This window comes from Microbacterium cucumeris (assembly GCF_058349845.2).
In genome coordinates this window covers 359486-383895 of sequence record NZ_JBYRIZ020000001.1, presented here as the reverse complement: position 1 = coordinate 383895, position 24410 = coordinate 359486, and the positions used below count along the sequence as shown (strand labels likewise).

Annotated in this window: 30 protein-coding genes; 16 read left to right on the top strand and 14 right to left on the bottom strand. The window is 68.7% G+C overall.

Going from position 1 to position 24410, the window contains the following annotated elements; all coding sequences use genetic code 11:
* Positions 1-38 precede the first annotated feature (38 nt).
* The 5 genes from AC3RXZ_RS01940 (at position 39) to AC3RXZ_RS01920 (ending at position 3898) form a co-directional block, all read left to right on the top strand.
* Entirely contained in the window at positions 39-1388 is a 1350-nt protein-coding gene (locus tag AC3RXZ_RS01940) for an MFS transporter (RefSeq protein ID WP_491493017.1), read from the top strand.
* Between the two features lie 34 nt (positions 1389-1422).
* Positions 1423-2178, top strand: a complete 756-nt coding sequence (locus tag AC3RXZ_RS01935) for an SGNH/GDSL hydrolase family protein (RefSeq protein ID WP_243225694.1) — start codon at positions 1423-1425, stop codon at positions 2176-2178.
* Positions 2175-2798 (top strand): membrane protein YczE, encoded by a 624-nt coding sequence (gene yczE, locus AC3RXZ_RS01930; protein ID WP_491493016.1) that lies wholly within the window; start codon positions 2175-2177, stop codon positions 2796-2798. Before AC3RXZ_RS01935 ends, yczE begins: the two co-directional genes overlap by 4 nt.
* Positions 2795-3538 (top strand): formylglycine-generating enzyme family protein, encoded by a 744-nt coding sequence (locus AC3RXZ_RS01925; RefSeq protein WP_491493015.1) that lies wholly within the window; start codon positions 2795-2797, stop codon positions 3536-3538. Before yczE ends, AC3RXZ_RS01925 begins: the two co-directional genes overlap by 4 nt.
* A 99-nt stretch (positions 3539-3637) precedes the next feature.
* Positions 3638-3898, top strand: a complete 261-nt coding sequence (locus tag AC3RXZ_RS01920; RefSeq protein ID WP_491493014.1) for a DUF6458 family protein — start codon at positions 3638-3640, stop codon at positions 3896-3898.
* Positions 3899-3917: 19 nt separating this feature from the next.
* Here the strand turns inward: AC3RXZ_RS01920 and AC3RXZ_RS01915 are convergent, their stop codons facing one another.
* From AC3RXZ_RS01915 to AC3RXZ_RS01900, 4 genes are read right to left on the bottom strand one after another with little or no spacing between them, the layout of a single operon-like run.
* A complete protein-coding gene (locus tag AC3RXZ_RS01915; RefSeq protein ID WP_491493013.1) occupies positions 3918-4331 on the bottom strand; it encodes a GNAT family N-acetyltransferase in 414 nt (137 codons plus the stop codon).
* Complete coding sequence (locus AC3RXZ_RS01910) at positions 4328-5656, bottom strand: MFS transporter (protein ID WP_491493012.1); 1329 nt, start codon at positions 5654-5656, stop codon at positions 4328-4330. The genes AC3RXZ_RS01915 and AC3RXZ_RS01910 overlap by 4 nt, the downstream gene beginning before the upstream one ends.
* 20 nt (positions 5657-5676) lie before the next feature.
* Positions 5677-6225, bottom strand: a complete 549-nt coding sequence (locus AC3RXZ_RS01905) for a GNAT family N-acetyltransferase (protein ID WP_491493011.1) — start codon at positions 6223-6225, stop codon at positions 5677-5679.
* Complete coding sequence (locus AC3RXZ_RS01900) at positions 6222-6797, bottom strand: GNAT family N-acetyltransferase (protein ID WP_491493010.1); 576 nt, start codon at positions 6795-6797, stop codon at positions 6222-6224. Before AC3RXZ_RS01900 ends, AC3RXZ_RS01905 begins: the two co-directional genes overlap by 4 nt.
* Before the next feature lie 47 nt (positions 6798-6844).
* Here AC3RXZ_RS01900 and AC3RXZ_RS01895 point away from each other — a divergent pair, with 47 nt between their 5' ends.
* Positions 6845-7621, top strand: a complete 777-nt coding sequence (locus tag AC3RXZ_RS01895) for a class I SAM-dependent methyltransferase (RefSeq protein WP_491493009.1) — start codon at positions 6845-6847, stop codon at positions 7619-7621.
* 8 nt (positions 7622-7629) lie between these two features.
* Here AC3RXZ_RS01895 and AC3RXZ_RS01890 read toward each other — a convergent pair whose 3' ends face one another.
* The 3 genes from AC3RXZ_RS01890 to AC3RXZ_RS01880 are packed head-to-tail and all read right to left on the bottom strand — an operon-like array spanning position 7630 to position 8906.
* On the bottom strand, positions 7630-8232 hold the full coding sequence (locus tag AC3RXZ_RS01890; RefSeq protein WP_243225706.1) for an AAA family ATPase: 603 nt from the start codon (positions 8230-8232) through the stop codon (positions 7630-7632).
* 36 nt (positions 8233-8268) lie between these two features.
* Positions 8269-8553: a DUF1905 domain-containing protein gene (locus AC3RXZ_RS01885; RefSeq protein ID WP_243225708.1), complete on the bottom strand. Its 285-nt coding sequence runs from the start codon at positions 8551-8553 to the stop codon at positions 8269-8271.
* Positions 8554-8576: 23 nt separating this feature from the next.
* The gene (locus tag AC3RXZ_RS01880) at positions 8577-8906 is read right to left on the bottom strand and encodes a DUF1761 family protein (RefSeq protein WP_498265579.1); all 330 of its coding nucleotides are present in this window, start codon (positions 8904-8906) and stop codon (positions 8577-8579) included.
* Here AC3RXZ_RS01880 and AC3RXZ_RS01875 point away from each other — a divergent pair.
* The 5 genes from AC3RXZ_RS01875 (at position 8866) to AC3RXZ_RS01855 (ending at position 12030) form a co-directional block, all read left to right on the top strand.
* On the top strand, positions 8866-9261 hold the full coding sequence (locus AC3RXZ_RS01875; RefSeq protein WP_498265578.1) for a TetR/AcrR family transcriptional regulator C-terminal domain-containing protein: 396 nt from the start codon (positions 8866-8868) through the stop codon (positions 9259-9261). The two genes, AC3RXZ_RS01880 and AC3RXZ_RS01875, sit on opposite strands and share 41 nt — an antisense overlap.
* An 88-nt stretch (positions 9262-9349) precedes the next feature.
* Positions 9350-9727 carry a YciI family protein gene (locus tag AC3RXZ_RS01870; protein ID WP_491493006.1) on the top strand — a complete coding sequence of 126 codons (378 nt, stop codon included), beginning with the start codon at positions 9350-9352 and terminating at the stop codon, positions 9725-9727.
* Between the two features lie 58 nt (positions 9728-9785).
* Positions 9786-10316 carry a GNAT family N-acetyltransferase gene (locus tag AC3RXZ_RS01865; protein ID WP_491493005.1) on the top strand — a complete coding sequence of 177 codons (531 nt, stop codon included), beginning with the start codon at positions 9786-9788 and terminating at the stop codon, positions 10314-10316.
* Positions 10317-10414: 98 nt separating this feature from the next.
* Complete coding sequence (locus AC3RXZ_RS01860) at positions 10415-10633, top strand: hypothetical protein (protein WP_498265577.1); 219 nt, start codon at positions 10415-10417, stop codon at positions 10631-10633.
* A 239-nt stretch (positions 10634-10872) separates the two neighbouring features.
* Positions 10873-12030, top strand: a complete 1158-nt coding sequence (locus tag AC3RXZ_RS01855) for a class I SAM-dependent methyltransferase (RefSeq protein ID WP_491493003.1) — start codon at positions 10873-10875, stop codon at positions 12028-12030.
* Between the two features lie 15 nt (positions 12031-12045).
* Here the strand turns inward: AC3RXZ_RS01855 and AC3RXZ_RS01850 are convergent, their stop codons facing one another.
* From AC3RXZ_RS01850 to AC3RXZ_RS01840, 3 genes are read right to left on the bottom strand one after another with little or no spacing between them, the layout of a single operon-like run.
* Complete coding sequence (locus AC3RXZ_RS01850) at positions 12046-14400, bottom strand: ATP-binding cassette domain-containing protein (protein ID WP_491493002.1); 2355 nt, start codon at positions 14398-14400, stop codon at positions 12046-12048.
* A 14-nt stretch (positions 14401-14414) separates the two neighbouring features.
* Positions 14415-14825: a VOC family protein gene (locus AC3RXZ_RS01845; RefSeq protein WP_243225719.1), complete on the bottom strand. Its 411-nt coding sequence runs from the start codon at positions 14823-14825 to the stop codon at positions 14415-14417.
* A gap of 4 nt (positions 14826-14829) precedes the next feature.
* Entirely contained in the window at positions 14830-15228 is a 399-nt protein-coding gene (locus AC3RXZ_RS01840) for a helix-turn-helix transcriptional regulator (protein WP_491493489.1), read from the bottom strand.
* Between the two features lie 191 nt (positions 15229-15419).
* Here AC3RXZ_RS01840 and AC3RXZ_RS01835 point away from each other — a divergent pair, with 191 nt between their 5' ends.
* On the top strand, positions 15420-16013 hold the full coding sequence (locus AC3RXZ_RS01835; protein ID WP_243225720.1) for an HdeD family acid-resistance protein: 594 nt from the start codon (positions 15420-15422) through the stop codon (positions 16011-16013).
* 58 nt (positions 16014-16071) lie between these two features.
* Here AC3RXZ_RS01835 and AC3RXZ_RS01830 read toward each other — a convergent pair whose 3' ends face one another.
* Positions 16072-16836 (bottom strand): SDR family oxidoreductase, encoded by a 765-nt coding sequence (locus tag AC3RXZ_RS01830; protein WP_243225721.1) that lies wholly within the window; start codon positions 16834-16836, stop codon positions 16072-16074.
* A gap of 118 nt (positions 16837-16954) precedes the next feature.
* Here AC3RXZ_RS01830 and AC3RXZ_RS01825 point away from each other — a divergent pair, with 118 nt between their 5' ends.
* From AC3RXZ_RS01825 to AC3RXZ_RS01810, 4 genes are all read left to right on the top strand, one after another.
* Positions 16955-17431: an NfeD family protein gene (locus AC3RXZ_RS01825; RefSeq protein WP_243225722.1), complete on the top strand. Its 477-nt coding sequence runs from the start codon at positions 16955-16957 to the stop codon at positions 17429-17431.
* Positions 17432-17439: 8 nt separating this feature from the next.
* Entirely contained in the window at positions 17440-18363 is a 924-nt protein-coding gene (locus AC3RXZ_RS01820; RefSeq protein WP_243225723.1) for an SPFH domain-containing protein, read from the top strand.
* Entirely contained in the window at positions 18360-19133 is a 774-nt protein-coding gene (locus AC3RXZ_RS01815; protein ID WP_491493001.1) for a glycerophosphodiester phosphodiesterase family protein, read from the top strand. Before AC3RXZ_RS01820 ends, AC3RXZ_RS01815 begins: the two co-directional genes overlap by 4 nt.
* A gap of 107 nt (positions 19134-19240) precedes the next feature.
* Entirely contained in the window at positions 19241-19624 is a 384-nt protein-coding gene (locus AC3RXZ_RS01810; RefSeq protein WP_243225725.1) for an RNA polymerase-binding protein RbpA, read from the top strand.
* Here AC3RXZ_RS01810 and lnt read toward each other — a convergent pair.
* From lnt to tatC, 3 genes are read right to left on the bottom strand one after another with little or no spacing between them, the layout of a single operon-like run.
* Positions 19621-21153: an apolipoprotein N-acyltransferase gene (gene lnt / locus AC3RXZ_RS01805; RefSeq protein ID WP_491493000.1), complete on the bottom strand. Its 1533-nt coding sequence runs from the start codon at positions 21151-21153 to the stop codon at positions 19621-19623. The genes AC3RXZ_RS01810 and lnt overlap by 4 nt on opposite strands.
* Before the next feature lie 5 nt (positions 21154-21158).
* Positions 21159-23633, bottom strand: a complete 2475-nt coding sequence (locus AC3RXZ_RS01800; protein WP_491492999.1) for a DEAD/DEAH box helicase — start codon at positions 23631-23633, stop codon at positions 21159-21161.
* A complete protein-coding gene (tatC, locus tag AC3RXZ_RS01795; RefSeq protein ID WP_243225728.1) occupies positions 23630-24394 on the bottom strand; it encodes a twin-arginine translocase subunit TatC in 765 nt (254 codons plus the stop codon). Before tatC ends, AC3RXZ_RS01800 begins: the two co-directional genes overlap by 4 nt.
* Positions 24395-24410 lie beyond the last annotated feature (16 nt).

Sequence of the window (24410 nt, the reverse complement as noted above, 5' to 3'; positions counted from 1 at the left end):
GCCGGATCCCGTGCCGGAGCGGCCCTACGATGAAGGACATGGCTGACACGCTGCCGAGTCGCGCCTCCCTCGCGGATCGCCTCGATCATCTCCCGTTCACCCGCCGTCACCTCAAGGTGCTGACGGGTTCCGGTGCGGGCTGGGCGCTGGACGCCATGGACGTCGGACTGATCTCGTTCATCATCGCAGCGCTCGCGCAGCAGTGGGATCTCAGCAAGACCGAGACGGGCTGGATCGCGTCCGTCGGCTTCATCGGCATGGCGCTCGGAGCGAGCCTGGGCGGCCTGCTCGCGGATCGGTTCGGCCGACGGCAGGTGTTCGCCCTGACGCTGCTCGTCTACGGCGCAGCCACGGGGGCGAGCGCCCTGGTCGGCGGAGTCGCGGCCCTGCTGGTGCTGCGCTTCTTCGTCGGACTCGGCCTGGGCGCCGAGCTCCCGGTCGCCTCCACCTACGTGAGCGAGTTCGCACCGAGCCGTATCCGGGGCCGGCTGATCGTGATCCTGGAGGCGTTCTGGGCTGTGGGGTGGACCGCGGCGGCGCTGATCGGGTACTTCGTCATCCCGGCATCCGAGGACGGTTGGCGATGGGCGTTCGCCATCGGCGCGATCCCCGCTGTCTACGCGCTCCTCGTGCGCTGGGGCCTGCCGGAGTCGCCCCGATGGCTCGCCGGTCGCGGCCGCATCGCCGAGGCCGAACGCGTCGTCGCGGCGTTCGAGACGGACGCCGGCATCATCACGCCGCCGGCCATTCGCAAAGAGCCTCCGTCGCGTGCGCTGGCCGTGACCGCGCGGGCTCGGTTGAGCACGCTCTGGAACACGGAGTTCCGCGTGCGCACGGTGTGCATCTGGCTCGTCTGGTTCTGTGTCAACTTCGCGTACTACGGCGCCTTCATCTGGATTCCCAGCATCCTGGTCGACGCGGGGTACGACCTCGTGCGCTCGTTCGGCTTCACGCTGTTGATCACGCTCGCCCAGCTTCCCGGCTACGCGGTCGCCGCGTGGCTGATCGAGGTCTGGGGCCGGCGCATCACGCTGTCCGTGTTCCTCGCGGGCTCCGCCGTCTCCGCCGTGCTCTTCGGCACCGCGACGGGGGACGGGGCGATCATCGCCACGGGGATGGCACTGTCCTTCTTCAACCTCGGCGCGTGGGGCGCGCTGTACGCCGTGACGCCGGAGATCTATCCCACCTCCTTGCGCGGCACGGGCTCGGGTTGGGCTGCCGGCGTGGGGCGGATCGCCTCGATCATCGCGCCGCTGCTGGTCCCGGTCCTGCTCGTCGCCGGCGGAGCACCCCTGCTGTTCGTGGTGTTCGCCGCGGTCTTCGTCGTGGCAGCCGTCGCCGTGTGGGGGCTGGTCGATCGCCGCGGGCAGGCGCTCGACGACCGCTGACCTCCGCCGACCCGGCGAGCAATAGGCTGGTGCGGTGAGTGCAGTGAGATTCGTGGCGATCGGCGACTCGTTCACCGAGGGAGTCGGAGACGAGCTTCCGGACGGGCGCGTGCGCGGCTGGGCGGACATCGCGGCGCAGGGCTGGGCGGATGCCTCCGGTCAGCCGATCCAGTACGCGAACCTGGCGATCCGCGGCAAGCTCGCCTGGCCCATCGTCGAGCAGCAGCTCGAGCCGGCACTGGCGCTGCGACCGACGCACCTCTCCTTCAACGGCGGCGGCAACGACATGCTCCGTCCTCGCACCGACGTCGAGCACATCGCGGACGCGTTCTCGCGCGTGCTGCGACGCTGCGACGAAGAGGGTGTCACGCTCATCCTGCTGTCCGGCGCGAATCCCTCCGGACAGCTTCCGATGGGATCCCTCGTGCAGCGCCGCGGCGATGAGCTCTCCGCGGCGGTGCTGCGACGCGTCCAGGACCGCCCGGACGTCGTCCGTGCGCTCAACTGGCCCGACCGCGAGCTCTCCACACCGCCGTACTGGTCGGCCGACCGGCTCCACATGAATGCGGCAGGGCACCACCGCGTGGCCGCCCGCGTGCTGCACGGGCTGGGCTTCGAGCCTCCGTCCGCGTGGTGGTCGCCGACGGCGTTCCCACCGGCCGGGCCCTCCGGCTTCGCGTATTACCGGGAGCACGTCGGGCCGTGGGTCAAGCGCCGCGTCACCCGGACGTCGTCGGGAGACGGGCGGGAGCCGAAGCATCCCGCCTGGATCGAGCTGGTGCCGCGATGAGGCCGCTGCGCGGCCGGCGCCGGCCGCGCAGGGTCGGCCAGCTGCTCGTCGGCCTGTTCCTGTACGGCATCGGAATCGCGTTCATCGTGCGCGGCGAGATCGGCGCGGCGCCATGGGACGTCCTCACACAGGGCATCGCGAACCACGTGCCGCTCAGCTTCGGCGTCATCACGATCCTCACGAGCATCGTGGTGCTGCTGCTGTGGATCCCGCTCCGTCAGAAGCCGGGCATCGGAACGGTTCTGAATGCACTGCTCGTCGGTCCCGCCGCGGATGTCGGCCTGGCCCTGATCCCGGCCGAGCAGGACCTGTGGCTTCGCATCGTGTTCTTCGCGGCGGGTCTCATCCTCCTCGCGGCGGCCACCGGCCTCTACATCGGAGCTCAGTTCGGTCCGGGACCGCGGGACGGTCTGATGACGGGACTGCATCGCGTCACGGGCTGGCGCATCTGGATCGTCCGCACGGCGATCGAGGTGACTGTCGTGGCGATCGGATGGCTCCTCGGCGGGAACGTCGGAGTCGGAACTCTCGCCTTCGCTCTGCTGGTGGGACCGCTCTGCCAGTACTTCATGCGGGTGTTCGCCGTCCGGATGCCGGAGCGCACGGCGGCCTCGACGTGACCGACTTCGAGCTCGCCCGCATCCCGGCGGGCACCGTCACCCTGCACGATGCCCGCCGCGGGGAACGGCGGCAGGTCGTGCTCGAGGAGTTCGAAATCGGCGTCTTCGCCGTGACCGAGGAGCAGTTCGCCGAGGTCCTCGGCATCGCCGCCCAGCATCCACGCCGTCCTGCCGCGGACCTCAGCTGGCTGCGCGCGGTGCGGTTCTGCAATGCGGCCTCCGAATGGGAGGGACTCGACCCCGCATACTCCTTCGAGGGCGAAGAGGTGACCTGGCACGTCGACAGCGACGGGTACCGGCTGCCGACCGAAGCCGAGTGGGAGCACGCGTGCCGTGCCGGCTCGACCGGTCCGCAGTACGGACCGCTCGCCGACGTGGCCTGGACGAGTGCCGACCGCCTCCGCCATCCCCAGGACGTCGGAGGCAGGCTGCCGAACCTGAACGGTCTGTTCGACACGCTCGGAAACGTATGGGAATGGTGCTGGGACCTGCTCGATCCCGCTCGCTACGACGACTACCGCGTGTTCCGCGGCGGCGGGTTCGACGACGACGCGTGGAGCGTCCGCGCCTCGGTGCGTCGTGGGGGAGCGCCCCGCATGCATCATGCCGATGTCGGCATGCGTCTGGCGCGTGGCGGGTTCGACGCCGTGGGCGAGGCGCAGGGCTGGTCCGCGCGCGCGGATCGGGAGCGCGCCGCGGTCGAGGGGGCACGACCGGTCGGCTGGACGCCGCGGCGCTGACGATCTGCGCTCGTGTCAACCCCCTGGCGCCGCACTCCGCGGCCGGGGACTCTGGGCATCCGACGCAGCCGCGTCGAAACGGGCCCGGAAGGAGTACTCATGAGCATCGGAACCGGAGTCGTGCTGTTCGTCATCGGCGCGATCCTCGCCTTCGCGATCAACGCCGAGGTCGAGTGGGCAGACCTCGACATGATCGGCTACATCCTGATGGGAGCGGGAGCCATCCTGTTCGTCGTCGGACTGATCCTGATGGCTCGGCGCCGTCGCACGGACGTCGTGACGCGCACCGAGACCGACCCCGTTGCGGGGGAGCACGTGTCGCGCCGTTCGACGCGTTCGGACGACGCGGGAACGCTCTGATCTCGGGACGGCGGGGACCTCAGGACATCGCGCGCACCATGTAGCGCTTCGGGTCGTCCGGGTTCTCGAAACCGTACTGGGCGTACAGCCCGTGCGCGTCCGCGGTGGCGAGCAGCATCCGTCTCAGACCGAGGGGCTCGAGGTCCGCGATGATGCCCGCGACGACCATCTTCCCGACACCCGCTCCGCGCGCGGAACCGTCCACGAAGACGTCGCACAGCCATGCGAAGGTGACGCCATCCGTCACCACGCGCGCGTAAGCGACCTGTGCGCCGCTCTCGTCGTCCCAGACGCCGTAGTTGCGTGACGCGTCGATCGCGGCGTCCTGGGTCGCGCGGGCTCGGCCGGTCGCCCAGTAGGACTGCTCGCTCAGCCAGGAGTGCACCCGGGCTCGGTCTATGCGCGCGTCGTCCTGCGCGAACGTGTAGGTCATGGGCGTCTCCGTTCCGGGTCGAGGCCGATGCGGATGCGCGTGCGCTTCCGCTCGATGACGATGAAGGTCGCGCCGATCAGCCACAGCGGCACCTGCGCGAGGAAGGCGATCCGGAAGGCGTCGAGCGAGTACGTGTCCGGCGTGCCCGCACCCTGCAGGTCGAGGGCCAGCCCGATCAGGAAGATCGCGATGAGGGCGGCGATGAAGCCGCCCGCGTTCGTGACGCCGGTCGCCGTGCTCAGCCGGTGCGACGGGTTGTGGGTGCGGGCGTGGTCGAACGCGATCATCGAGGCGGGGCCGCCCGTAGCGAGCGCGATCGCGAGCACATAGAGCAGCCAGGTCGGCGCCGGACCCGGCAACAGGATCACGACGATCCAGGCCAGCATCTGGGCGGCGACGGCGGGGATCACGAGCGCCAGCGAGCGATGGTTCGGGATTCGTCTCGACAGCTCGCCGATGAGCGGGCCGAGGATCATGCCCGCGACGACATACACCGAGATGATCGCCGCGGCCTGCGCGGTGGAGAGCCCTTCTCCCGCCGTGAGGAACGGCATCCCCCACAGGATCACGAACGCGGTTCCCGCGAACGGGGTCGTGAAGTGCGACCAGAACGCCAGCCGGGTGCCCGGATGCGCCCAGGCCGCGCGGATGCCGACGCCGGTGTCGATGGCACTTGTGACGACCCGGATCACGCCGGTGTCAGTGTCGACGCTGACGTCGGCGTCGCGCTCGGGCGGGTGGTTCCGGATCACCACGAACACGAGGACGGCGAAGAGGATGCCGAGTCCGGCGATGCTGCCGAAAGTGATCGACCACGTCGTCGCATGCAGCAGCGCGGCGAGCGGGATGAGGGCGATCAGCTGCCCGGCCTGCCCGATGAGTCCGGTGAACTGGACCATCACCGGCCCGCGCTGGGCCGGGAACCAGGTCGCCACGAGACGCAGCACGGCCGGGAACACGGCCGCGTCTCCTGCGCCCAACAGGATGCGCGCGATCAAGGCGATGCCGATGCTCGGGGAGATCGCCATGACGAGCTGACCTGCAGCCATCAGCACCATGCCGATCGTGATGATCGGGCGGGATCCGTACCGGTCGAGCAGCAGGCCGATGGGGATCTGCATGCCGCCGTAGACGGCGAGCTGGACGACGGCGAACAGCGAGAGTGTCGATGCGTCGGCCTGGAAGCGCTCGGCCGCGTCGACCCCGACCGCGCCGAGGGAGGTGCGGTTGGTGATCGCGAGCACGTAGGCGGCGACGCCGACCGACCAGATCAGCCAGGCCCGCCATCCCGGCGTGGAAGCGGGGGAGACGGGGATCGAGCGCACTCTCCTACGCTACTCCTCGCTCACGGGAGTTCCCGCGCGAGCAGGCAGACCGGCGGGGCGGCGCCGATGCGCATGTCAACAGCGATCTCGCGCCATCCGAGCGATCCGTAGAAGCGCCGCGCCGCCGTCGCGTCGGCATAACAGCCGAGCACGGCCGTCTCGTACGGGAGATCGACCAGGATCGCCGCCATGAGGCGCCCCGCGACACCTGCGCGCCGATGCGCAGCGGCGACGGCCAGTTCCGCGACGGAGAAGCAGGCGTCGCCCAGCCAGCGCCGCTGCGTCTCGGGGGGCAGCACCCCGACGATGCGGTCGCGCCACCAGTCGCCGGCCGCGATGCCGGTTCCCAGGGCCAGCCCCACGATCTCGTCGTCGTCATGGGCGAGGAGCAGGCGGAAGTCCGGTTTGGTCTCGGCGTAGCGGTGGACGCGTTCCGCGAACGAGACTCGGCCCGCCGCGGCGTCCTCGTGATACGGCGGTTCGGCGAAGACCTGTCCGTAGAGCTCGGCGGCTCGCGCGAGTTCCTCGGCGTCCCCGCTCCACACGGACACGCGGACCTCGCCGCTCATGTCAGGTCCGCCGGGATAAGGGAGTGGGTCACGAGGTCGACGCGTCCGGCATCCGTGAATCCGGCGTTGCGAGCGATCCCCTCCCGGAGGAAGCCGGCACGCGCGGCGGTGCGCAGGGAGGCCGCGTTCTCGGGTGCGATGCGCAACTCGATCCGTTCGAAGCCGAGATCGCGCATCAGCGCCTCGGCGACGGTGCGCACTGCCGCAGCCATGATCCCTCGACCGCGATGCCCCGGGGCGGTCCAGTAGCTCAGCTCGAGCGTGCGCGCGCGCCAGTCGACGCGCTTCGCGTCGATGCCGGCGACCAGCCTCTCCGCTTCGCGCACTGCGAGCACGAGCCCGCGACCGGACCTGCGGAGCTCTTCCGACGTGGCCACCCAGCTCATCGCATGATCACGCGTGTAGGGGTGCGGCACGGGAAGCCAGCGCCGCAGTTCCGGGTCGGTCATCGCCTCCGTCAGCGCGGCGATGTCCGCAGCGGTCAGGCCCCCGACGGTGCGCTCGTCATCGAGCGGCAGCGAGATCGGCGGGAACGACGGGGCCGGCCGGGGCGGTGGCAGGGGTGGTCTCACCGCGCCAGACTACGTCACCGGCCGCACGGGTCCGGTAGCGTCGGTCCGTGAGCCTGTTCGCGTCCACCGCCGAGTACTATCGCCGCCACCGCTCCGGTGTTCCCGAGGACATCGCGCGGCTTCTCAGCGACGCTGCCCCCAGCGGGTCTCCTCGGCGCCTGCTCGATGTCGGCACGGGGACCGGCTTCGTCATCCGCGCCCTCCTGCCGTATTTCGACGAGGCGGTCGGGGTCGACCCGGACCACGACCTGCTCGCCGTCGCGCGGGAGGAGCACGACGGTGAGCCGGTGCGATTCCTCGAAGCGTTCGCCGAGGACATTCCGCTGGAGGCGGAGTGGACGGCTCATCTCGTGACCGTCTGCCGGGCATTCCACTGGTTCGATCGACCGGTGTTCCTGTCGCGGATCATCGCCCATATGGACCCGGGCGCGACGCTGGCGGTGTTCGGCGACCAGAGCATCTGGGCGGGCGGGGACGAGTGGAAGGATCGCACGAGGGAAGTGGTGCAGGACATGCTGGGGGAGCAGCGCCGCGCCGGCACCGGGACGTACCGTCGACCCGAGCGCGGGTACGACGAGGATCTCCGGGATGCCGGATTCACAGGCATCACGGTGCAGACGCTGCCGATCCGCCGCACGCGCACCGTCGACAGTGTGATCGGGCTGTTGCATTCGATGTCGTTCGCGTCGCCGGCGGTCCTGGGGGAGCGGATCGGTGAATTCGACGAACGCCTCCGTGCCGAACTCGCTCCGCTGGTCGATCGCGACGGGCTGCTCATGGATCACAACGCCTTCCACGTGTGCGCGGGCGTCAGGCCGGTCTGATCGCGTCCTCACCGGATGTGCTGGATGCCGACGCCCAGCCGCCGAAACTGGTATCGCCACCGGCTCAGCCGCGGCCGTTCGAGCACGAGACCGGCATCCCGAGCGATCCATTCGACGACCTGATCCGTGGTCCGGTCATCGGTCGGAACGTGCGTGGCGAAGGACTCCTGCCGCAGAGCGGCCACGCAGCGCGGAATCTGCTGCATGGCCCAGGTCTCGCGTCTCGCTCCGGTGCGGAGGAAGGCGATGCGCGTGCTGAGGCGTTCCCGAAGCGTATCGGGCCGGGCCTGCAGCGCGTAGTGACGGACATCGACCCCACGTACGCGCAGACCGCCGATCATCTCCTCGAAGTAGTCGGTCTCGACGATGGTCATGGGCACGATCACCGGGCCCGGATGCGCGCGCTCGACCTGATGCAGCGTCTCCACGACCGACGAACGCCATTGCGGAAGATCCTGGAAGTCACGCCGTGACGCGGGCGGCTGCATCCGGTGCAGCGCGAAGCCGATCAGCTCCGGGTCCGCGACGTGCGCACCGGGAATGCGTCGCAGGAGTTCGAAGGCGGTGTGCGTCTTTCCTGCACCGAACGCGCCGTTGATCCAGATCAGCACGTCCTCAGCCTACGGGCGCACGCTGGGCCGCGACGATCAGTTCAGGCGCTGCGTGAGGTGCACGGTCACCTCGTCGCCGTCGGTGCGACCGATCCGCTTGCGGACGGCTGCGGCGATGGGGAGCTTGTGCGTTCCGTCACCGAGTGCCATAAAGGCGCCACGGAACGGCTCGCCGTCGACGGTGCCGGCCACCTTCACCAGCCCGCGTGTGCCGAAGATGCGTGCTGATTCGGGGAGTTGGACGCAGGTCCAGGTGTCGCCTTCGCGCACCTTTCCCAGCGTCGCGGTGAAGGTGATGTCGAGGGGAGTGGGAGTGCTCATCTCAGTTCTCCTGTTCGTTCTCGCTAGACGAAGATTCCGATGATGGTCCCGATCAGGACGAGCTTGACGACCCAGTCGAGCAGGTGGATGCCCGCCACGTCCAGACCGGTGTTCTCATGCACGACACCGCCCATCAGCAGGATCAACGGCAGAGCCGAAAGGCTGAGGCCGAGCAGGGCACCGGAGGCGGGACCGTGCCACGGTGCGGCCAGCATCAGGCCGGCGACGAGGCAGGCTGCGATCAGGCTGCGCACTGCGACCGAGCCGATCTGGACGGCGGTCGAGAACTGGGCGGCCGCTGGACGGGATGCGATGCGTCCCGCGCTAGACGAGCTGCGGGGGAGTGCGGACACGAGGTCCGGCCTCATCGACTTGGCGCAGACGATGCGTCGCGGCATCCTGAGCCCGCCGGTCATGGCCATGCGGAAGCTGGTGACGGCCGAAGCCGACAGTCACCCCGACGTCGCCGGAATGTACCTGGATCAGAGCTGGCGGAGCAACATCCGCAACCTCGCGCACGCGTTGGGGGATCTCGCGGACGCCGGGCGTCTGCGGCTCGACGATCCCGAAGAGGCGGCCGAGCAGTTCACCTGGCTCGTGATCGGCGCGCCGTTGAACGCCCGGATGCTGGGCACGGAGGACGACGACACCCCGAGTGTCGACGGCGCCGTCGACCTGTTCCTGGCCCGCTACAGAGCGGATTCGTGATCGATTCGGGTCCGGTGTCGATATCCGGTTCGATCGTTCGACGTAGAGGTGAGAGGGGACATCGGGTCCCCGGACGAAAGGATCGATCATGACTCAGTACTTCCTGACCGTGCCACACGACACCGCCACCGAGCCGACGATGGAATCGATGCAGGAGTTCGACCCGGCCGAGTTCGCGGCCGTGATCACCGCCGTCGACGCGTTCAACACCGCCCTGAAGGACGCCGGCGCTTTCCTGTTCGCCGGCGGCCTCAACCCGCCCTCCACCGCGAAGACGGTCGACGCGTCATCCGGGCAGACGACCGTGCTCGAGGAGCCGTTCGTCGCCGCGGAGTCGTACGTCGGAGGCTTCTGGGTGATCGAGGCGGCCGATGACGCGGCAGCCGTCGACTGGGCGACGCAGGCGTCGACCGCGCTGCAGTGCCGCATCGAGGTCCGCGCCCTGCAGGAAGCTCCCGAGCAGTAGGCCTCCGCGAGGGAGGATCACCGGCCGTTCTCCTGGCTCGTCGTGCCAGAATCGGCCCATGCTCTCGGATGCTGCGCTCGACGCCATGGACACGGAGCGTCTGCTGCTGCGACGTCAGCATGAGTCCGACGCTGCCGTGTTCCGCCAATTGTGGACGGAGCGGGATGAACGCGTTCCGCCTCACCGGCGCATCGCCCCCTCTGGCCACCCGACCGTCGATGACATCGTCCGGCAGATCCGCGACCGCGGCAGCGGTCCCGGGCCGGGCCTGCTCACCATGGAGCGACGAGAGACATCCGCCGTGATCGGATACTGCGGCCTGGTCGTCGCGGGGAAGGGGAATCCGGAGGAACCCGAACTGGCGTTCGAGATCCTCCGGGCCGAGCACAACCGCGGTTACGCGACCGAGGCCGGCGCGGCAGTTCTGGGGTGGGCGCGTCAGGCCGGCTACCACCGGATCCGGGCGAGTGTCTGGGACTGGAACGCCGCGTCTCTCCGGGTGCTGGAGAAGCTCGGGTTCGAAGACGGCGGGGTCGTCGTCGGCGAGAGCGTCCATGGTCGCTCGCTGATGATGGTTCGCCGGCTCTGAGCGAGAGGCAGGGGAGGAGCACCTATGGTTGTGGAGTGAGAGCCGCAGCTTGCGACGTGAGCACGTCGTCCTTCCCGATCGAGCGTCCTCTATATCGAGTGAACATCTGGCACGAACCTGCCCCGGGCCACGCCTGGAACCTGGAAGCCTGGCATCTCTACGATGCGCGCGACATCTTCGACGTCATCGAGTGGGTTGCTGACCACAACAAGGGCCGTCCGTATGAGGTGTTCGTCACCAACGATGACGAAGCAGAGACGGAGTTCGCGATCAGGCTGATCGGGGCCGATCCCAACTCGCGAACGTCTGACAGGTAGCCAGCACGCGGAACCACAGCGACAGTCAAGTCCGCGATGCAGGACGGCGCCGGAATCCTGATGGGACGGCGGGGCGGCCTCCTGAGGCCGTCCGTGCCAGGGGAGCAGCCGGGCGATCGGTCACGATACGAGCTGACATAATGTGCATTATCGGATAAAGCAGATGCCACTGAGCACGCGCATCTCCGCCAGGCCGGCCAGCTCATCAGCACAGCCCATCCACCTGGCATGATCGAAAGATGCCCCGTTCTCGCGCCGTGTCATTCTGTTGTCTGCTCTGGGCGCGCGACGGCCGGGTCGCCGACATGAAGACCTACGAGGATGCCGTGATCGGGCTGCTCGGCTCGCACGGCGCCGAACTCGTGCAGCGTGCGTTCGGCGACGGCGGTTCGGACAGTCCGCACGAGGTCCAGATCTACACGTTTCCCGACCAGGACGCTCTCAACGCCTTCCTCGCGGATCCGCGCCGCCAGGAGCTGGCCGACGAGCGTGACCGGGTCATCGCGCGCACGGAGCTCTTTCCCGTCGACCTCGACGATCGACCGGCGACCGCGAACGGCGTGAACGTCGAGATCGACTGGGAGGCCGCGCGCCAGGCCAATCTGGAGAACTGGGAGGATCGCGTCGCGCTGCACGAGAAGTCGTATGGCCTCGAACGTTTCGACGACCCTGACCACCTCAGCGACGTCGTCCGGCACGATCTTCCGGTCCTCCGCTCGTTCCTTGAGCAGGATGACCTTGCGGGCCTGGACGTCTGCCATCTGCAGTGCCACATCGGGACGGACACCGTGTCGCTCGCGCGCGCCGGAGCGCGCGTCACGGGTGTCGACTTCTCGCGCTCCGCGCTGGAGACGGCGGCGCGTTTCGCCGAGCGATCCGGCGCGGACGTGACGTGGATCGAGAGCGACGTCCTGGATGCGCGCACCGCCGTCCCCGGCGACTTCGACGTCGTCTACACCAGCATCGGCACGATCACCTGGCTCGACGATCTCGACCGCTGGGCCGCACAGGTCCATGCCCTGCTGCGACCGGGCGGAACCTTCTTCATCCGGGACGGACATCCCGCACTGTACGCGTTGGACGAGAACGCCGCGGAGCTGACGACCCGGTACCCCTACTTCGGCGACGGCCGCGCGCAGCTCTGGGACGACGACTCCACGTACGCCGGATCCGGCACCGTGGCACATCCCCGCACCTACGAGTGGCCGCATCCCCTGTCGGAGATCCTCGGCGCGCTCCTGCGCTCCGGTCTGCGCCTGCTCCACTTCGACGAGGGTCGGGTGCTCCCCTGGCGCTTCAGCCCCCGCATGGTCGAGGTCGAGGGCGGCTTTGCCTGGCCGGAGGCCGAACGCGATCTCGTGCCCTGCACGTACACGATCGTCGCGCGTCGCGACTGAGCCGAACGCTTCCGATCACGCGACGTACTCCGCCAGGTGCTGGCCGGTGAGCGTCGACCTGTCGGCAACGAGATCGGCGGGTGTCCCCTCGTACACCACTCGGCCGCCGTCGTGCCCGGCGCCGGGGCCTATGTCGATGATCCAGTCGGCGTGAGCCATCACCGCCTGGTGATGCTCGATCACGATCACGGTCTTCCCGGCATCCACCAGCCGGTCCAGCAGCCCGAGGATCGTCTGCACATCGGCCAGATGAAGACCCGTGGTCGGCTCGTCGAGGACGTACACGTCCCCCTTCTCCCCCATCTGGATCGCCAGCTTGACGCGCTGCCGCTCCCCGCCGGACAGCGTCGACAGCGGCTGCCCGAGCGAGAGATAGCCGAGGCCGACGTCCTCGAGACGACCGAGGATCGCCATGGCGGCCGGGATCTTCGCCTCCCCCGATGAGAAGAACTCCCGCGCCTCGGCCACCGGAAGGTCGAGTACCTCGGTGATGTCCTTGCCGCCGAGCTTGTAGTCCAGCACCGCGGCCTGGAACCGCTTTCCCCCGCAGTCCTCGCACGGCGTCTCGATCGTGTCCATGAAGCCGAGCTCGGTGATGATGACACCCGAGCCCTTGCACGTCGGACACGCACCTTCGGAGTTCGCGCTGAACAGGGCGGGCTTGACGCCGTTGGCCTTTGCGAACGCCTTGCGGATCGGCTCCAGCAGTCCGGTGTAGGTCGCGGGGTTGCTGCGGCGCGATCCCTTGACCGCGCCCTGGTCGATCGCGATGACGCCCTCACGCGGCGTGACCGATCCGTGGATCAGCGAGCTCTTCCCGGAACCCGCCACGCCGGTCACGACCGTGAGCACGCCGGTCGGGATGTCGACATCCACGTTCTGCAGGTTGTTGGCGTCGGCACCGCGGACCTCGATCACCCCGGTGCGCTCGCGCACGGCATCCTTCAGGGCTGCGCGGTCGTCGAGATGAGTGCCGGTCAGCGTGCCGCTCGCGCGCAACCCCTCGATCGTGCCCTCGAAGCAGATGGTCCCGCCGGCATGCCCGGCTCCGGGCCCGAGGTCCACCACGTGATCCGCGATCGCGATCGTCTCCGGCTTGTGCTCGACCACGAGCACTGTGTTCCCCTTGTCGCGCAGCTGCAGCAGCAGCGAGTTCATGCGCTGGATGTCATGCGGATGCAGACCGATCGTGGGCTCGTCGAACACGTACGTGACGTCCGTCAGCGAGGAGCCGAGGTGGCGGAGCATCTTGATCCGCTGCGCCTCTCCCCCGCTCAGAGTGCCGCTCGGCCGCTCCAGGCTCAGGTAGCCGAGGCCGAGCGTCACGAAGGCATCGAGGTTCACGCGCAGGGCCCCGAGCAGCGGGCCGGCCTCGGGTAGATCCAGTCCGCGGATCCACGCCGCCAGGTCGGTGACCTGCATACGACACGCGTCGGCGATGCTGATCCCGTCGATCAGGGACGATCGGGCGCCCTCCGTCAGACGCGTGCCGTCGCATTCCGGACAGGTCTTAAACGTCGCGACCCGCTCGACGAACGCGCGGATGTGGGGCTGCAGCGCGTCGAGGTCCTTGGACAGCATGGCCTTCGTGATCTTCGGGATGAGCCCCTCGTAGGTCATGTTGATCCCGCTGATCTTGACCTTGGTCACCTCCCCGTAGAGGAACAGGTGACGCTGCTTCTCGCTGAACTCCGCGATGGGTTTGTCCGGCGGGTAGAAGCCGGACTGCGAGAAGCCCTTCACCATCCAGCCGTCGGCCGTGTACCCCGGCACCATGATCGCGCCCTCGTCGAGCGACTTCGACTCGTCGACGATCTGCGCGAGGTCCAGATCGGACACCGCTCCCCTGCCCTCGCAACGAGGGCACATTCCGCCGAGGTAGATCGCATCCTTGACGATCTTCTTCTCGCCGCCGGGGCCGGTCATGACGCCGCTGGCCTTCTGGGTCGGGATGTTGAACGAGAAGGCCGTCGGACCGCCGATGTGCGGCCGGCCCAGTTTGCTGAACAGGATCCGCAGCATGGCGTTCGCATCCGTGACGGTCCCGACGGTCGAACGCGGGTTCGCACCCAGGCGCTCCTGGTCCACGATGATCGCGGTCGTCAGCCCCTCCAGTACATCCACGTCGGGCCGCGGAACCGAGGGCATGAACCCCTGGACGAAGGCGCTGTACGTCTCGTCGATCAGGCGGCGCGATTCAGCGGCGATCGTGTCGAACACCAGCGAGCTCTTGCCGGATCCGGACACGCCGGTGAACACACTGAGCCGGCGCTTCGGGATATCGACGCTGACGTCCCTGAGGTTGTTTTCGCGTGCACCCCGCACGCGGATCAGGTCGTGCGCGTCTGCGGCATGGAGCTGGTCGGTCATCGATGTCCTTCTGGTCAGGCGGCCTGATTGATACGGAGGAGGTTGCCCGCGGGATCGCGGAAGGCGCAGTCCCGCACGCCGTAGGGCTGGTCCATGGGCTCCTGCACGACGTCCGCTCCGGTTCCGGCGAGATGCTCGAACAGGGCGTCGACGTCGTCGACGGCGAGGGTGAGCGCCGCATAGCTGCCCTTGGCGATCAGCCCGAGGATCGTCTGACGCTCCTCCTCGGTGATGCCGGGGTCGGTCGCGGGCGGATGCAGGACGACGGAGGTCTCCGGCTGTCCGACCGGTCCGACGGTGAGCCAGCGCAGGCCCTCGTAGCCGACGTCGTTGCGGACCTCGAATCCGAGGGCGTCGCGATAGAAGCCGAGGGCGGCCTCGGCGTCCGTGTGCGGCAGGAACGCGTAATGGATCGTGATGTTCATGCCTTCACCCTAGAAGCGCAGGACGGCGCGCCGCTTCTTGATTCCTGATCGGTCTGGCGACCTGCTTGAGATGGAAGTTCGGGATGCCGGAGACATCCGGCGCCTCAGCTGCATATCGGCTCGGCGGCACGCCGACGAGCTCGGTGAAGCGCGTGCTGAAGGTGCCCAGCGACGAGCAGCCCACCGCGAAGCAGACCTCGGTCACGGTGAGGTCTCCGCGTCGCAGCAGCGCCATGGCGCGCTCGATGCGGCGGGTCATGAGATACGAATACGGCGATTCGCCGTAGGTCTGCTTGAACAGCCGGCTCACATGCCCCGAGGACATGTGGACGCCGCGCGCCAGCGACTCGACATCCAGCGGCCGTGCGTACTCGCGATCGATCCGGTCGCGCACACGGCGCATCAGGACGAGCTCTCGCCGTCGTCGTTCCTCCGCGTCGTCCACGACACGATCCTTCCACGAGCCGCCGACACCGTGCCATGACCTCGCGTGAAGGAAGATGACGGCACAGGCGTGCGCCTCTCCCCCGTGCCGCGTGGGAGCGCTACGCTGAGGCACGACCTTCACAGGTTCTTCTCAGAAAGGCACACATCATGTCGGACGCAACATCCGAAGCAAAATCCGCCTTCACGTCCCTCCGCGTCGCCCTCGCCGTCTCCGGCGTGATCGCGCTCGTCGTCGGCATCCTTCTGCTGGTCTGGCCGGGCAAGTCCGCCGGCGTCCTCACCTGGATCCTCGCCCTCTACCTCGTGATCGCCGGTCTGGTGTACATCGGACTCGGTCTGTTCTCCGCGACGAAGGGCGGATGGGCGCGAGTCGGCCACGTCGTGCTCGGACTGCTCTACATCGTCGCGGGCGTCGTCGCGTTCGCGAACATCGCGGCGACGACAGCGGTCCTCGCGGTCATCGTCGTGATCTTCATCGGCGTCAGCTGGATCGTCGACGGCATCGTCTCGCTCACGCTGCTCAATCAGGCAGCATCCAAGGGCTGGACGATCACCTACGCGATCATCAGCATCATCGGCGGTCTGGTCGTGATCTTCTCGCCGCTGTTCGCCGCACTCGTGCTGTGGTGGATCCTCGGCATCACGCTCATCGTCATCGGCATCGTCCAGATCATCCGCGCCATCACGATCGGCAAGGACGCCACGGAGATCACCGAGGAGCTGAGGACCGAGCTCAGCTGAGTCGCCCGCTCGCCCGAAGGGCCCCGTCTGCGTTGCAGGCGGGGCCCTTCGTTGATCCTCACTCCGCGATGAAAGAGGATGTGTCGCCGACGAGGCGAGTGTTGTCGGCGGGCACCGGGTCCAGGGCCGCGCGAGCGACCTCCGCCGCGAACTCGGCGACGTTGTAGAGCTTGCCGGCGTCCTCACGACGCGCCGAGATGGCGCCGGGGTTCGCGCGTTCGAGCAGCGTCGCCGTGATGGTGCCCTCGATCATGTCGCCGGAGACGATCGTGAACCCGATCCCCTTCTCGGCGAGCGACGGGATGAGCTCGCGCAGCGCATCTTCACCCGCGCGCTTGGAGAGCGCGACGGGCTCGTACTCCGGCATCGTCGGGGTGGTGCGGATGAAGTGGGCCTGATGGCTCGTCACGAACACGACGCGCGATCCCTCGCCCAGCAGCGGCAGCGCGGCGTTCAGCACGCTCAGCTGCGCGTCCCGGTTCAGCAGCAGCGCGTAGTCCTCGGCCATGCCCGACTCCATCCCGCCCGAGGCGTTCAGGACGAGGATGTCGAGGCGGCCGAACTCGGCGCGGACCTTCTCGAACATGTCGGCGACGGATGCCGGGTCCGTGAGGTCCGCCCCCACTACCAGCGCACGCCTGCCGAGTTCGCGCAGCGAGGCCGCGAGCTTCTCGGCGCGGGGCGCCTTGTTGCGGAAGTTGATGACGACATCGGCCCCTGCCTCGGCGAAGTAGCGGACGGTGTCTGCGCCGATGCCGCGCGACGAGCCGGTCACGAGCGCGACCTTGCCGGTGAGAGAACCTGCGGGCAGAACGTCGGTCACGATGACTCCTTGTGATGCGAGGGCAGCCGCGTTCGCGCGGCCGGTCCAGCCTACCAATCGCGCCCTCCCCTCCCCCGTCACCTCGCGTGATAGGTTGACGGCGAAGGAGGGTGGGCGCATGGACGGTTTCTCCACGTTCGTCGAACTGGTGGACCAGTGGGCCTGGATCGGCTGGCTGGTCCTGATCGCGACCTTCCTCGTGATCGAGATGCTCTCGCTCGACTTCACCTTCCTGATGCTCGCGCTCGGAAGCACGGTCGGTCTGGTCACCGACCTCGTGGGAGTGCCCGTGTGGGTCCAGGTGCTGGCGGCCGCTCTCGCCGCAGCCCTGTTCATCCTCTTCCTGCGCCCGCCGCTGCTCAGACGACTGCATCGCGGCGAGGACCCCGTGAAATCCAACGTCGAGGCGTTGATCGACCTGCGCGGCGTCGCGCTGTCGGACATCACGCAGATCACCGGACAGGCGAAGCTCGCCAACGGTGACACCTGGACGGCCCGGAGCGCGAGCACGACGCCGATCCCGCAGGGATCCCCCGTGATCGTGAGTGCCATCAACGGTGCGATCGCCGTCGTACGTCCCGCAATCGAACAGTAGGAGTGACAGTGGACGACTCGTTCATCCCGGCCGCGATCGGATGGATCCTCGCGATCGCCGTCATCATCTTCGTGGTGGTGACGGTCGCGCGATCGATCCGGATCATCCCGCAGGCCACCGCCGGCATCGTCGAACGACTCGGCCGGTACCACAAGACGCTCACTCCCGGTCTGAACATCCTGGTTCCGTTCATCGACCGTCTCCGGCCGCTGATCGACATGCGCGAGCAGGTCGTCTCGTTCCCGCCGCAGCCCGTGATCACGGAGGACAACCTCGTCGTCTCGATCGACACGGTCGTGTACTTCCAGGTCACGGACGCCCGCGCGGCGACCTACGAGATCGCGAACTACCTCGGTGCCGTCGAGCAGCTGACCACGACGACGCTGCGGAACGTCGTCGGCGGACTGAACCTCGAGGAGGCGCTGACCAGCCGCGACAACATCAACGGCCAGCTCCGCGTCGTCCTCGACGAGGCGACCGGAAAGTGGGGCATCCGCGTCGGCCGCGTCGAACTGAAGGCGATCGACCCGCCCATCTCGATCCAGGACTCGATGGAGAAGCAGATGCGCGCCGAGCGGGATCGGCGCGCCGCGATCCTCACCGCCGAGGGATCCAAGCAGTCCCAGATCCTCGAGGCCGAGGGTCAGCGTCAGGCCGCGATCCTCCAGGCCGAGGGTGACAAGCAGGCCGCGGTGCTGCGCGCCCAGGGTGAGGCGGAGGCCATTCAGAACGTCTTCGACGCCATCCACCAGGGCCGCCCGGACGACAAGCTCCTCGCCTACCAGTACCTTCAGATGCTGCCGAAGATCAGCGAGAGCCCGTCGAGCAAGCTGTGGATCGTCCCGAGCGAGCTCACCGAGGCGCTCAAGGGCATCGGCAGCGCGTTCACTCCGCGCCAGGGTCCGCCGCCGTCGAGCACGCCCGGCGCGTGACCCACCCGTACTTCACCGGCACACCTCACCCGCGAGTCCTCGCTCATCGCGGTCTGCCGTCGGCGGACGAGGGCGCGGATGTGTGGGAGAACACGGCGGCTGCGTTCGCCGCGGCGCACGCGGCCGGTGCCGCGTACATCGAGACCGACTGCCGGGTCACCGCCGACGGCGACGCGGTGCTGTTCCACGACGAGACTCTCGAGCGGCTGTTCGGCGACCCGCGCCCCGTCGCCGAGGTGCGCACACGGGAGCTCGCGGAGCTCCTCGCGCCGCACGGCGGGCTGATGACGGTCGCCGAGGCTCTCACCGGGTTCCCCGAGACGCGGTTCAACATCGACGTCAAGACGGACGCGGCGGCGAAGCCGCTCGGCGCCGTCGTCGCCCCGCACGCGCATCGGGTGCTGCTCACGAGCTTCTCGGACGCGCGTCGGCGGCGTGCCGTGGAGGCGGCCCTCGCCGCCGGAGCCGAGCTGCGTCCGGCGGTGTCCGCGGGGCGCCGCACGATCATCGCGCTGCGCCTGCTCGCCGCAGTCCGCTTCCTTCCCCGCCGTCTCCTGGACGGCGTCGACGCGGTGCAGATCCCGGAGCGGCAGGGCCCTATCCGGGTCTTCGTCCCGTCTCTCGTCCGCGCCGCGCACCGGGCCGGTGTCGAGGTCCACGTCTGGACCGTGAACGATGCGGCGGACATGCGGCGGCTGGTCGACGCAGGCGCCGACGGCATCGTCACCGACAAGGCAGATGTCGCCGTCAGAGCCCTGAGCTCCGCGTGAAGCACGGACGGCTGGGATTCCACTGTGAAAAGCGCCGAGGAATCACCGCCGTGGAGTAAGCGCACAGGTCCGAGCGTTATACCTGAGAGCGACGAGAGGACCACACAATGGCAGATCGCAGCCTGCGCGGCATCCGACTCGGCGCCCAGAGCCTACAGAGCGAAGAGGGCGTCGTGTTCATGGAGCGCCGTGAGACCACCTACACCTGTGACGCGTGCGGACACGTCACGACCCTGATGTTCGCGGCGGATGCCGAGCCCCCGCAGACGTGGGAGTGCCGCTCGTGCGGCGCCGACGCCCTGCTGCAGGTCGACGGCAAGTCCGTCACGCTCGAGGAGAACGACGAGAAGGCCGCACGCACCCACTGGGACATGCTGATGGAGCGCCGTACGCGCGCCGAACTCGAGGAGCTCCTGGAGGAGCGCCTCGCATTCCTCCGGGCCCGTCGTGGCGCGGGTGAGGACCCCACCCGCGAGAAGATCGGCGCCTAAGCGCGTCGGCGTGCGCTCCACCACCCGAACACGAGCGCCGCGAGCCCACCCCACAGCAGCACCTGCTGCACCCAGGGCCCCAGGACGACCCCTGCCGTGAGGCCGGAGCGCAGCTCGACATCCTCGAGCATGGCTCCGGCCTCATCGGCGTCCAGGAACGAGACGGTGGAACCGTCCGGTCGGATGATCTGGCTCGTCCCTACCGTGGAGATGTTCACCACCGAGCGCCCCGTCTCGATCGCCCGCATCCGGGCGAACGCCAGCTGCTGGAGGTTCTCGTCGGTCCCGCGGAAGTCGGCGTTGTTGGTCTGGAAGACGAGCACCTGCGCTCCCCGGGTCACTCCTTCACGGATCACGTCGTCGTAGATCACGTCGAAGCAGATCGCCAGTCCGATCGCGACGCCGTCGACGTCCATGATCGGCGGGTTCGTTCCCGGCGTGTACTCGCGTTGCAGCAGGCCGATCAGATCCGGCACGATCGCGTTGTAGAAGGCGCGGTCCGGCACGTACTCGCCGAAGGGCACCGGATGCCGCTTGTCGTGGGTCTGCGCGGCAGTGCCGTCCTGCTGCCACAGCATCGAGGTGTTGAAGTACTGCCCGTCGCGCTCGGTGGCGGCGTTCGCGAGCAGCGGTGCGTCGGCGCGGTTTGCCACGAGGGTCATCCGCCGGGCGAGACTCGCGCTCTGGAAGGGGTCGCCGTCGACCGATCCCTCCGGCCACACGAGCAGGTCGATGTCCTCGCCGTACAGCGGTCGTGATGCATCGGTCTGAGCGTCGATCACCGAATACGGCTCGCGCACATCGAAGTATCCGGTGGGGCCGTTGCCCTGGACGGCGCCGATCCTCAGGTCGCCGGCCGCCGTCGTGGGGAACGCCGGGACCAGGAGCAGCACCGCGATCAGCGCGACCGGTGCCAGGAGCCGCACAGGCCTGCGCCACAGACGCAGCCGGATGACCTCGACGAGCATCGCCACGACGAACACGATGAGGAAGCTCAGTCCGCTCACGCCGACCCACGAGGCGAGCGGCGCCAGCGGGCTCTCTGACTGGCTCATGCCGATCCGCGCCCAGGGGAAGCCGCCGTACGGCAAGGTGCCCAGCAGCAGCTCTCGACCGACCCAGAGCGCCCCCACGGTGGCCGGCAGCGCCACCAGGCGTGCGACCGTGCCGGGGAAGGCGCGAGGCATCCAGCGGTAGGCCAGCGCGATCGGGATCACCGCGATGGCGGTCAGCAGCGCCTCGAGACCCGCGAGGGCGACCCACGGGATCGGTCCCAGATAGCGCGAGGTCCAGGACACGAGCAGGAGGAAGAACACCGCGCCGTACACCAGACCGACCAGCAGCGCGCCGCCGGCGCGACGTCCGATCAGCGCGACGAGCAGCAGCCCGACGGCCGGGAAGGCGAGGATCCATGCTCCCACCTCCGGGTAGGACAGATCCATGAGCCATCCGGCCGCGGCGGCGACCGGGACGGCCAGCCACAGCGGCAGGAGCGCGCGCGGGCGCGTCGGCGGGGCGGGATGCGGCATCCTGCTCAGACCCCGGAGTAGGCGACGATGCCGCGTCGGACGCCCTCCAGGGCGCGCCGCGCGGTCCGGGCGATCTCGGCGTCATCCGCCACGATGGAGAGCTGGTCGAGCAGGTCGATCGTCTGCTTCGCCCACCGGACGAAGTCGCCGGCCGCCATGTCGGCGTCGACGAGCACGCGGTCGAGCATCCCGCCGCGGGCCCACGCGTGCATCGCTCCTGCGAGTCCCGCGGCCAGCGGCTCGGTGCCGGGGAGGTGGTGATCCTGCTCCAGATCGTCCAGTTGCGCCCACAGGGCCGTGGTCTTCTCGTACGCCGCACGGAATGCACCGCGAGGGAGGCCCCGCTCCCCCGTGTTCGCCTCGTCGCGACGCGGTTCATACACCAGGCAGCACGCCATCGCCGCCAGGGCGGGTGCGTCGAGCCCCTTCCACAGTCCCTGACGCAGGCTCTCGGCGACCAGCAGGTCGCGCTCTCCGTAGATGCGGCGCATCGTGCGTCCGGCATCCGTGAGCGCCAGTTCGTCGCCCGCGCCCGTGACGTAGTCCAGGGCGGCCAGCACTTCGAGGACGCGGTCGAAGATCCGCGCCACGGTTCCGGTGCGCGTCTCGATCTGGCGGCGCTTGCGATCGGTCTCGCGCTTGAGCTTGAAGTAGCGCTCGCCCCATCGGGCGTGCTTCTCGCGGTCCGGGCAGGTGTGGCAGCCGTGCCGCTGCATCCGGCGCCTCAGGCTCTCGATCTTCTTGATGCGCTTCTCGCGCACATTTCGCGGACCATGCGCGTCCTGGCGGTTCTTCTTCTCCAGGTCGCTGAGCTCGCGACGGATGGCGGCGTAATCGGCGAAGTCGCCGTGCTCGCACTGCATGGCCGTGAGGTAGCCCTCGAGAGAGGACTCCGCCTCGCGGACCTGCCGTGCGAGGCCCACGACGGCACGGTCGGCCTGGAACTGCGCGAACGAGCTCTCCAGGATCTCGCGCGCCCGCGCCCGCCCGAAGCGGTCGACGAGGTTGACCGCCATGTTGTAGGTCGGTCGGAAGCTGGAGTTGAGCGGATAGGTGCGGCGGGATGCGAGGGCGGCGACAGCCTGCGGGTCCATGCCCTCGGTCCACTGGACGACGGCGTGTCCCTCGACGTCGATGCCGCGGCGTCCGGCCCGCCCGGTGAGCTGGGTGTACTCCCCCGACGTGATCGCGACGCGGGCCTCGCCGTTGAACTTCTCCATCTTCTCCAGCACGACCGTGCGCGCCGGCATGTTGATGCCGAGAGCGAGAGTCTCGGTGGCGAAGACGACCTTGACGAGTTTGAGCCGGAACAGCTCCTCCACGATCTCCTTGAACGCCGGCAGGAGCCCCGCGTGGTGGGCGGCGACGCCGCGCTCGAGGTTCTCGCGCCATTCCCAGAAGCCCAGGACGCCCAGGTCCTCGTCCTGCAACGCGCGGGTGCGCTCCTCGACGATCGCGCGGATCTCCGCTCGTTCCTCGGCCGTCGTGAGGCGCAGGCCCGATCGGCTCACCTGCTGGACGGCGGCATCACACCCGATGCGGCTGAAGATGAAGAAGATCGCCGGCAGCAGGTTCGAGCGCTCCAGGAGAGCCACGACCTCGGGACGGTCCATCCGCTCGATGCGACGCGCGTTCGCCGCCCGGACGGGGCGTCGCCCTCCGCGCGGCGGGCGCTGCGCCTGCCGGCCGGCGTGCCGATTGCTGACGTAGCCCTGCGCCTGACGATTGCTCTCGTAGCGCGATCCGGTGAAGGACCGGATGCGCAGCAGTTCCTGGTTCACCTGCGCGGTCGCGATACCGGCTCTGTCGTCGAAGAGCGGGAGCAGGTCGTCGCGCACCAGCACGTGCTGCTCGAGCGGGACGGGCCGGATCTCCGACACGATGACCTCGGTGTCCCCGCGCACGGTGTCCAGCCAGTCGCCGAACTCCTCGGCGTTCGACACCGTGGCGCTCAAGGACACCAGGCGCACCGAGGACGGCAGATGGAGGATGACCTCTTCCCACACCGGACCCCGGAAACGGTCGGCGAGGTAGTGCACCTCGTCCATCACGACGTACCGGAGATCGGTGAGAGCTGCGGAATCCGCGTACAGCATGTTGCGCAGCACCTCGGTCGTCATGACCACGATGCGCGCATTGCCGTTGATGTTCGTGTCACCCGTGAGCAGACCGACCTGATCGGCGCCGTACACCTCGGTGAGCTCGCGGAACTTCTGGTTCGACAGCGCCTTCATGGGCGTCGTGTAGAAGGCCTTCTCGTTCGGGGTCCGCATCGCCAGGTGGATCGCGAACTCGCCCACGATGGTCTTTCCGGCGCCGGTGGGGGCGGCGACGAGCACGCTGCGCCCGCGTTCGAGCGCATGACAGCCCGCCAGCTGGAACGGATCGAGATCAAACGCCTGCCGCGCCGCGAATGCCGCTGTCTCCGGAGAATCCGCGGCGGCCCGCGCGGCCGCGTAGCGATCGGCCGGGCTGCTCATGCTCCCTGCCCGGGCAGAAGACCGGCGGCGGCGTCCTTCTTGCGCTTGCGCCGGTCGAACAGCATCGACAGCAGCGCCGCCGCGAAGAACAGCACGATGAGGATGCCGCCAAGGATCAGCATGCTGACGACGTCCGCCGCCGGGGTGGTCAGCGCGGCGAAGATCGTGGCGAGGAGGATCGCGACCCGCCAGCCCTTGAGGATCGCCTTGCCGGACATGATGCCGGCGAGGTTCAGCGCCACCAGGAAGACCGGCAGCACGAACGCGATTCCCACGACGATCATCAGCTTGAAGACGAAGTCGTAGTACTTGGACGCGTCGTAGAGGTTGTTCCCGCCCTCGGGCGTGAATGTGGCCATGAGCTCGATCACGTGCGGGACGAGGAACGTGGCGACGTAGCATCCCGCGAAGAACAGCGGAACGGCCGCAGCGACGAAACCGAGCGTGTACTTGATCTCCTTGCGGGTGAGGCCCGGCATCAAGAACGCCCACAGCTCCCAGAGCCAGACGGGAGCCGCCAAGAAGATGCCGATCGAGAAGGCGATCCGCATCCGGAGGTCGAACGGCGACGTCACCGACGAGAAGGTCAGGCCGGTCAGCCCGCCCCCGTTCTTCGCGTCCTCTACCGTCGTCAACGGCTGCTCGATGTAATCGATGATCGGGTCCGAGATGAAGAACGCGATGATCATCGCGACGATCAGGGCCGCAGCCGAGATCAGCAGGCGCTTGCGCAGCTCGACGAGATGGGCTCCCAGCGACATCCTGCGGTCACGCCGA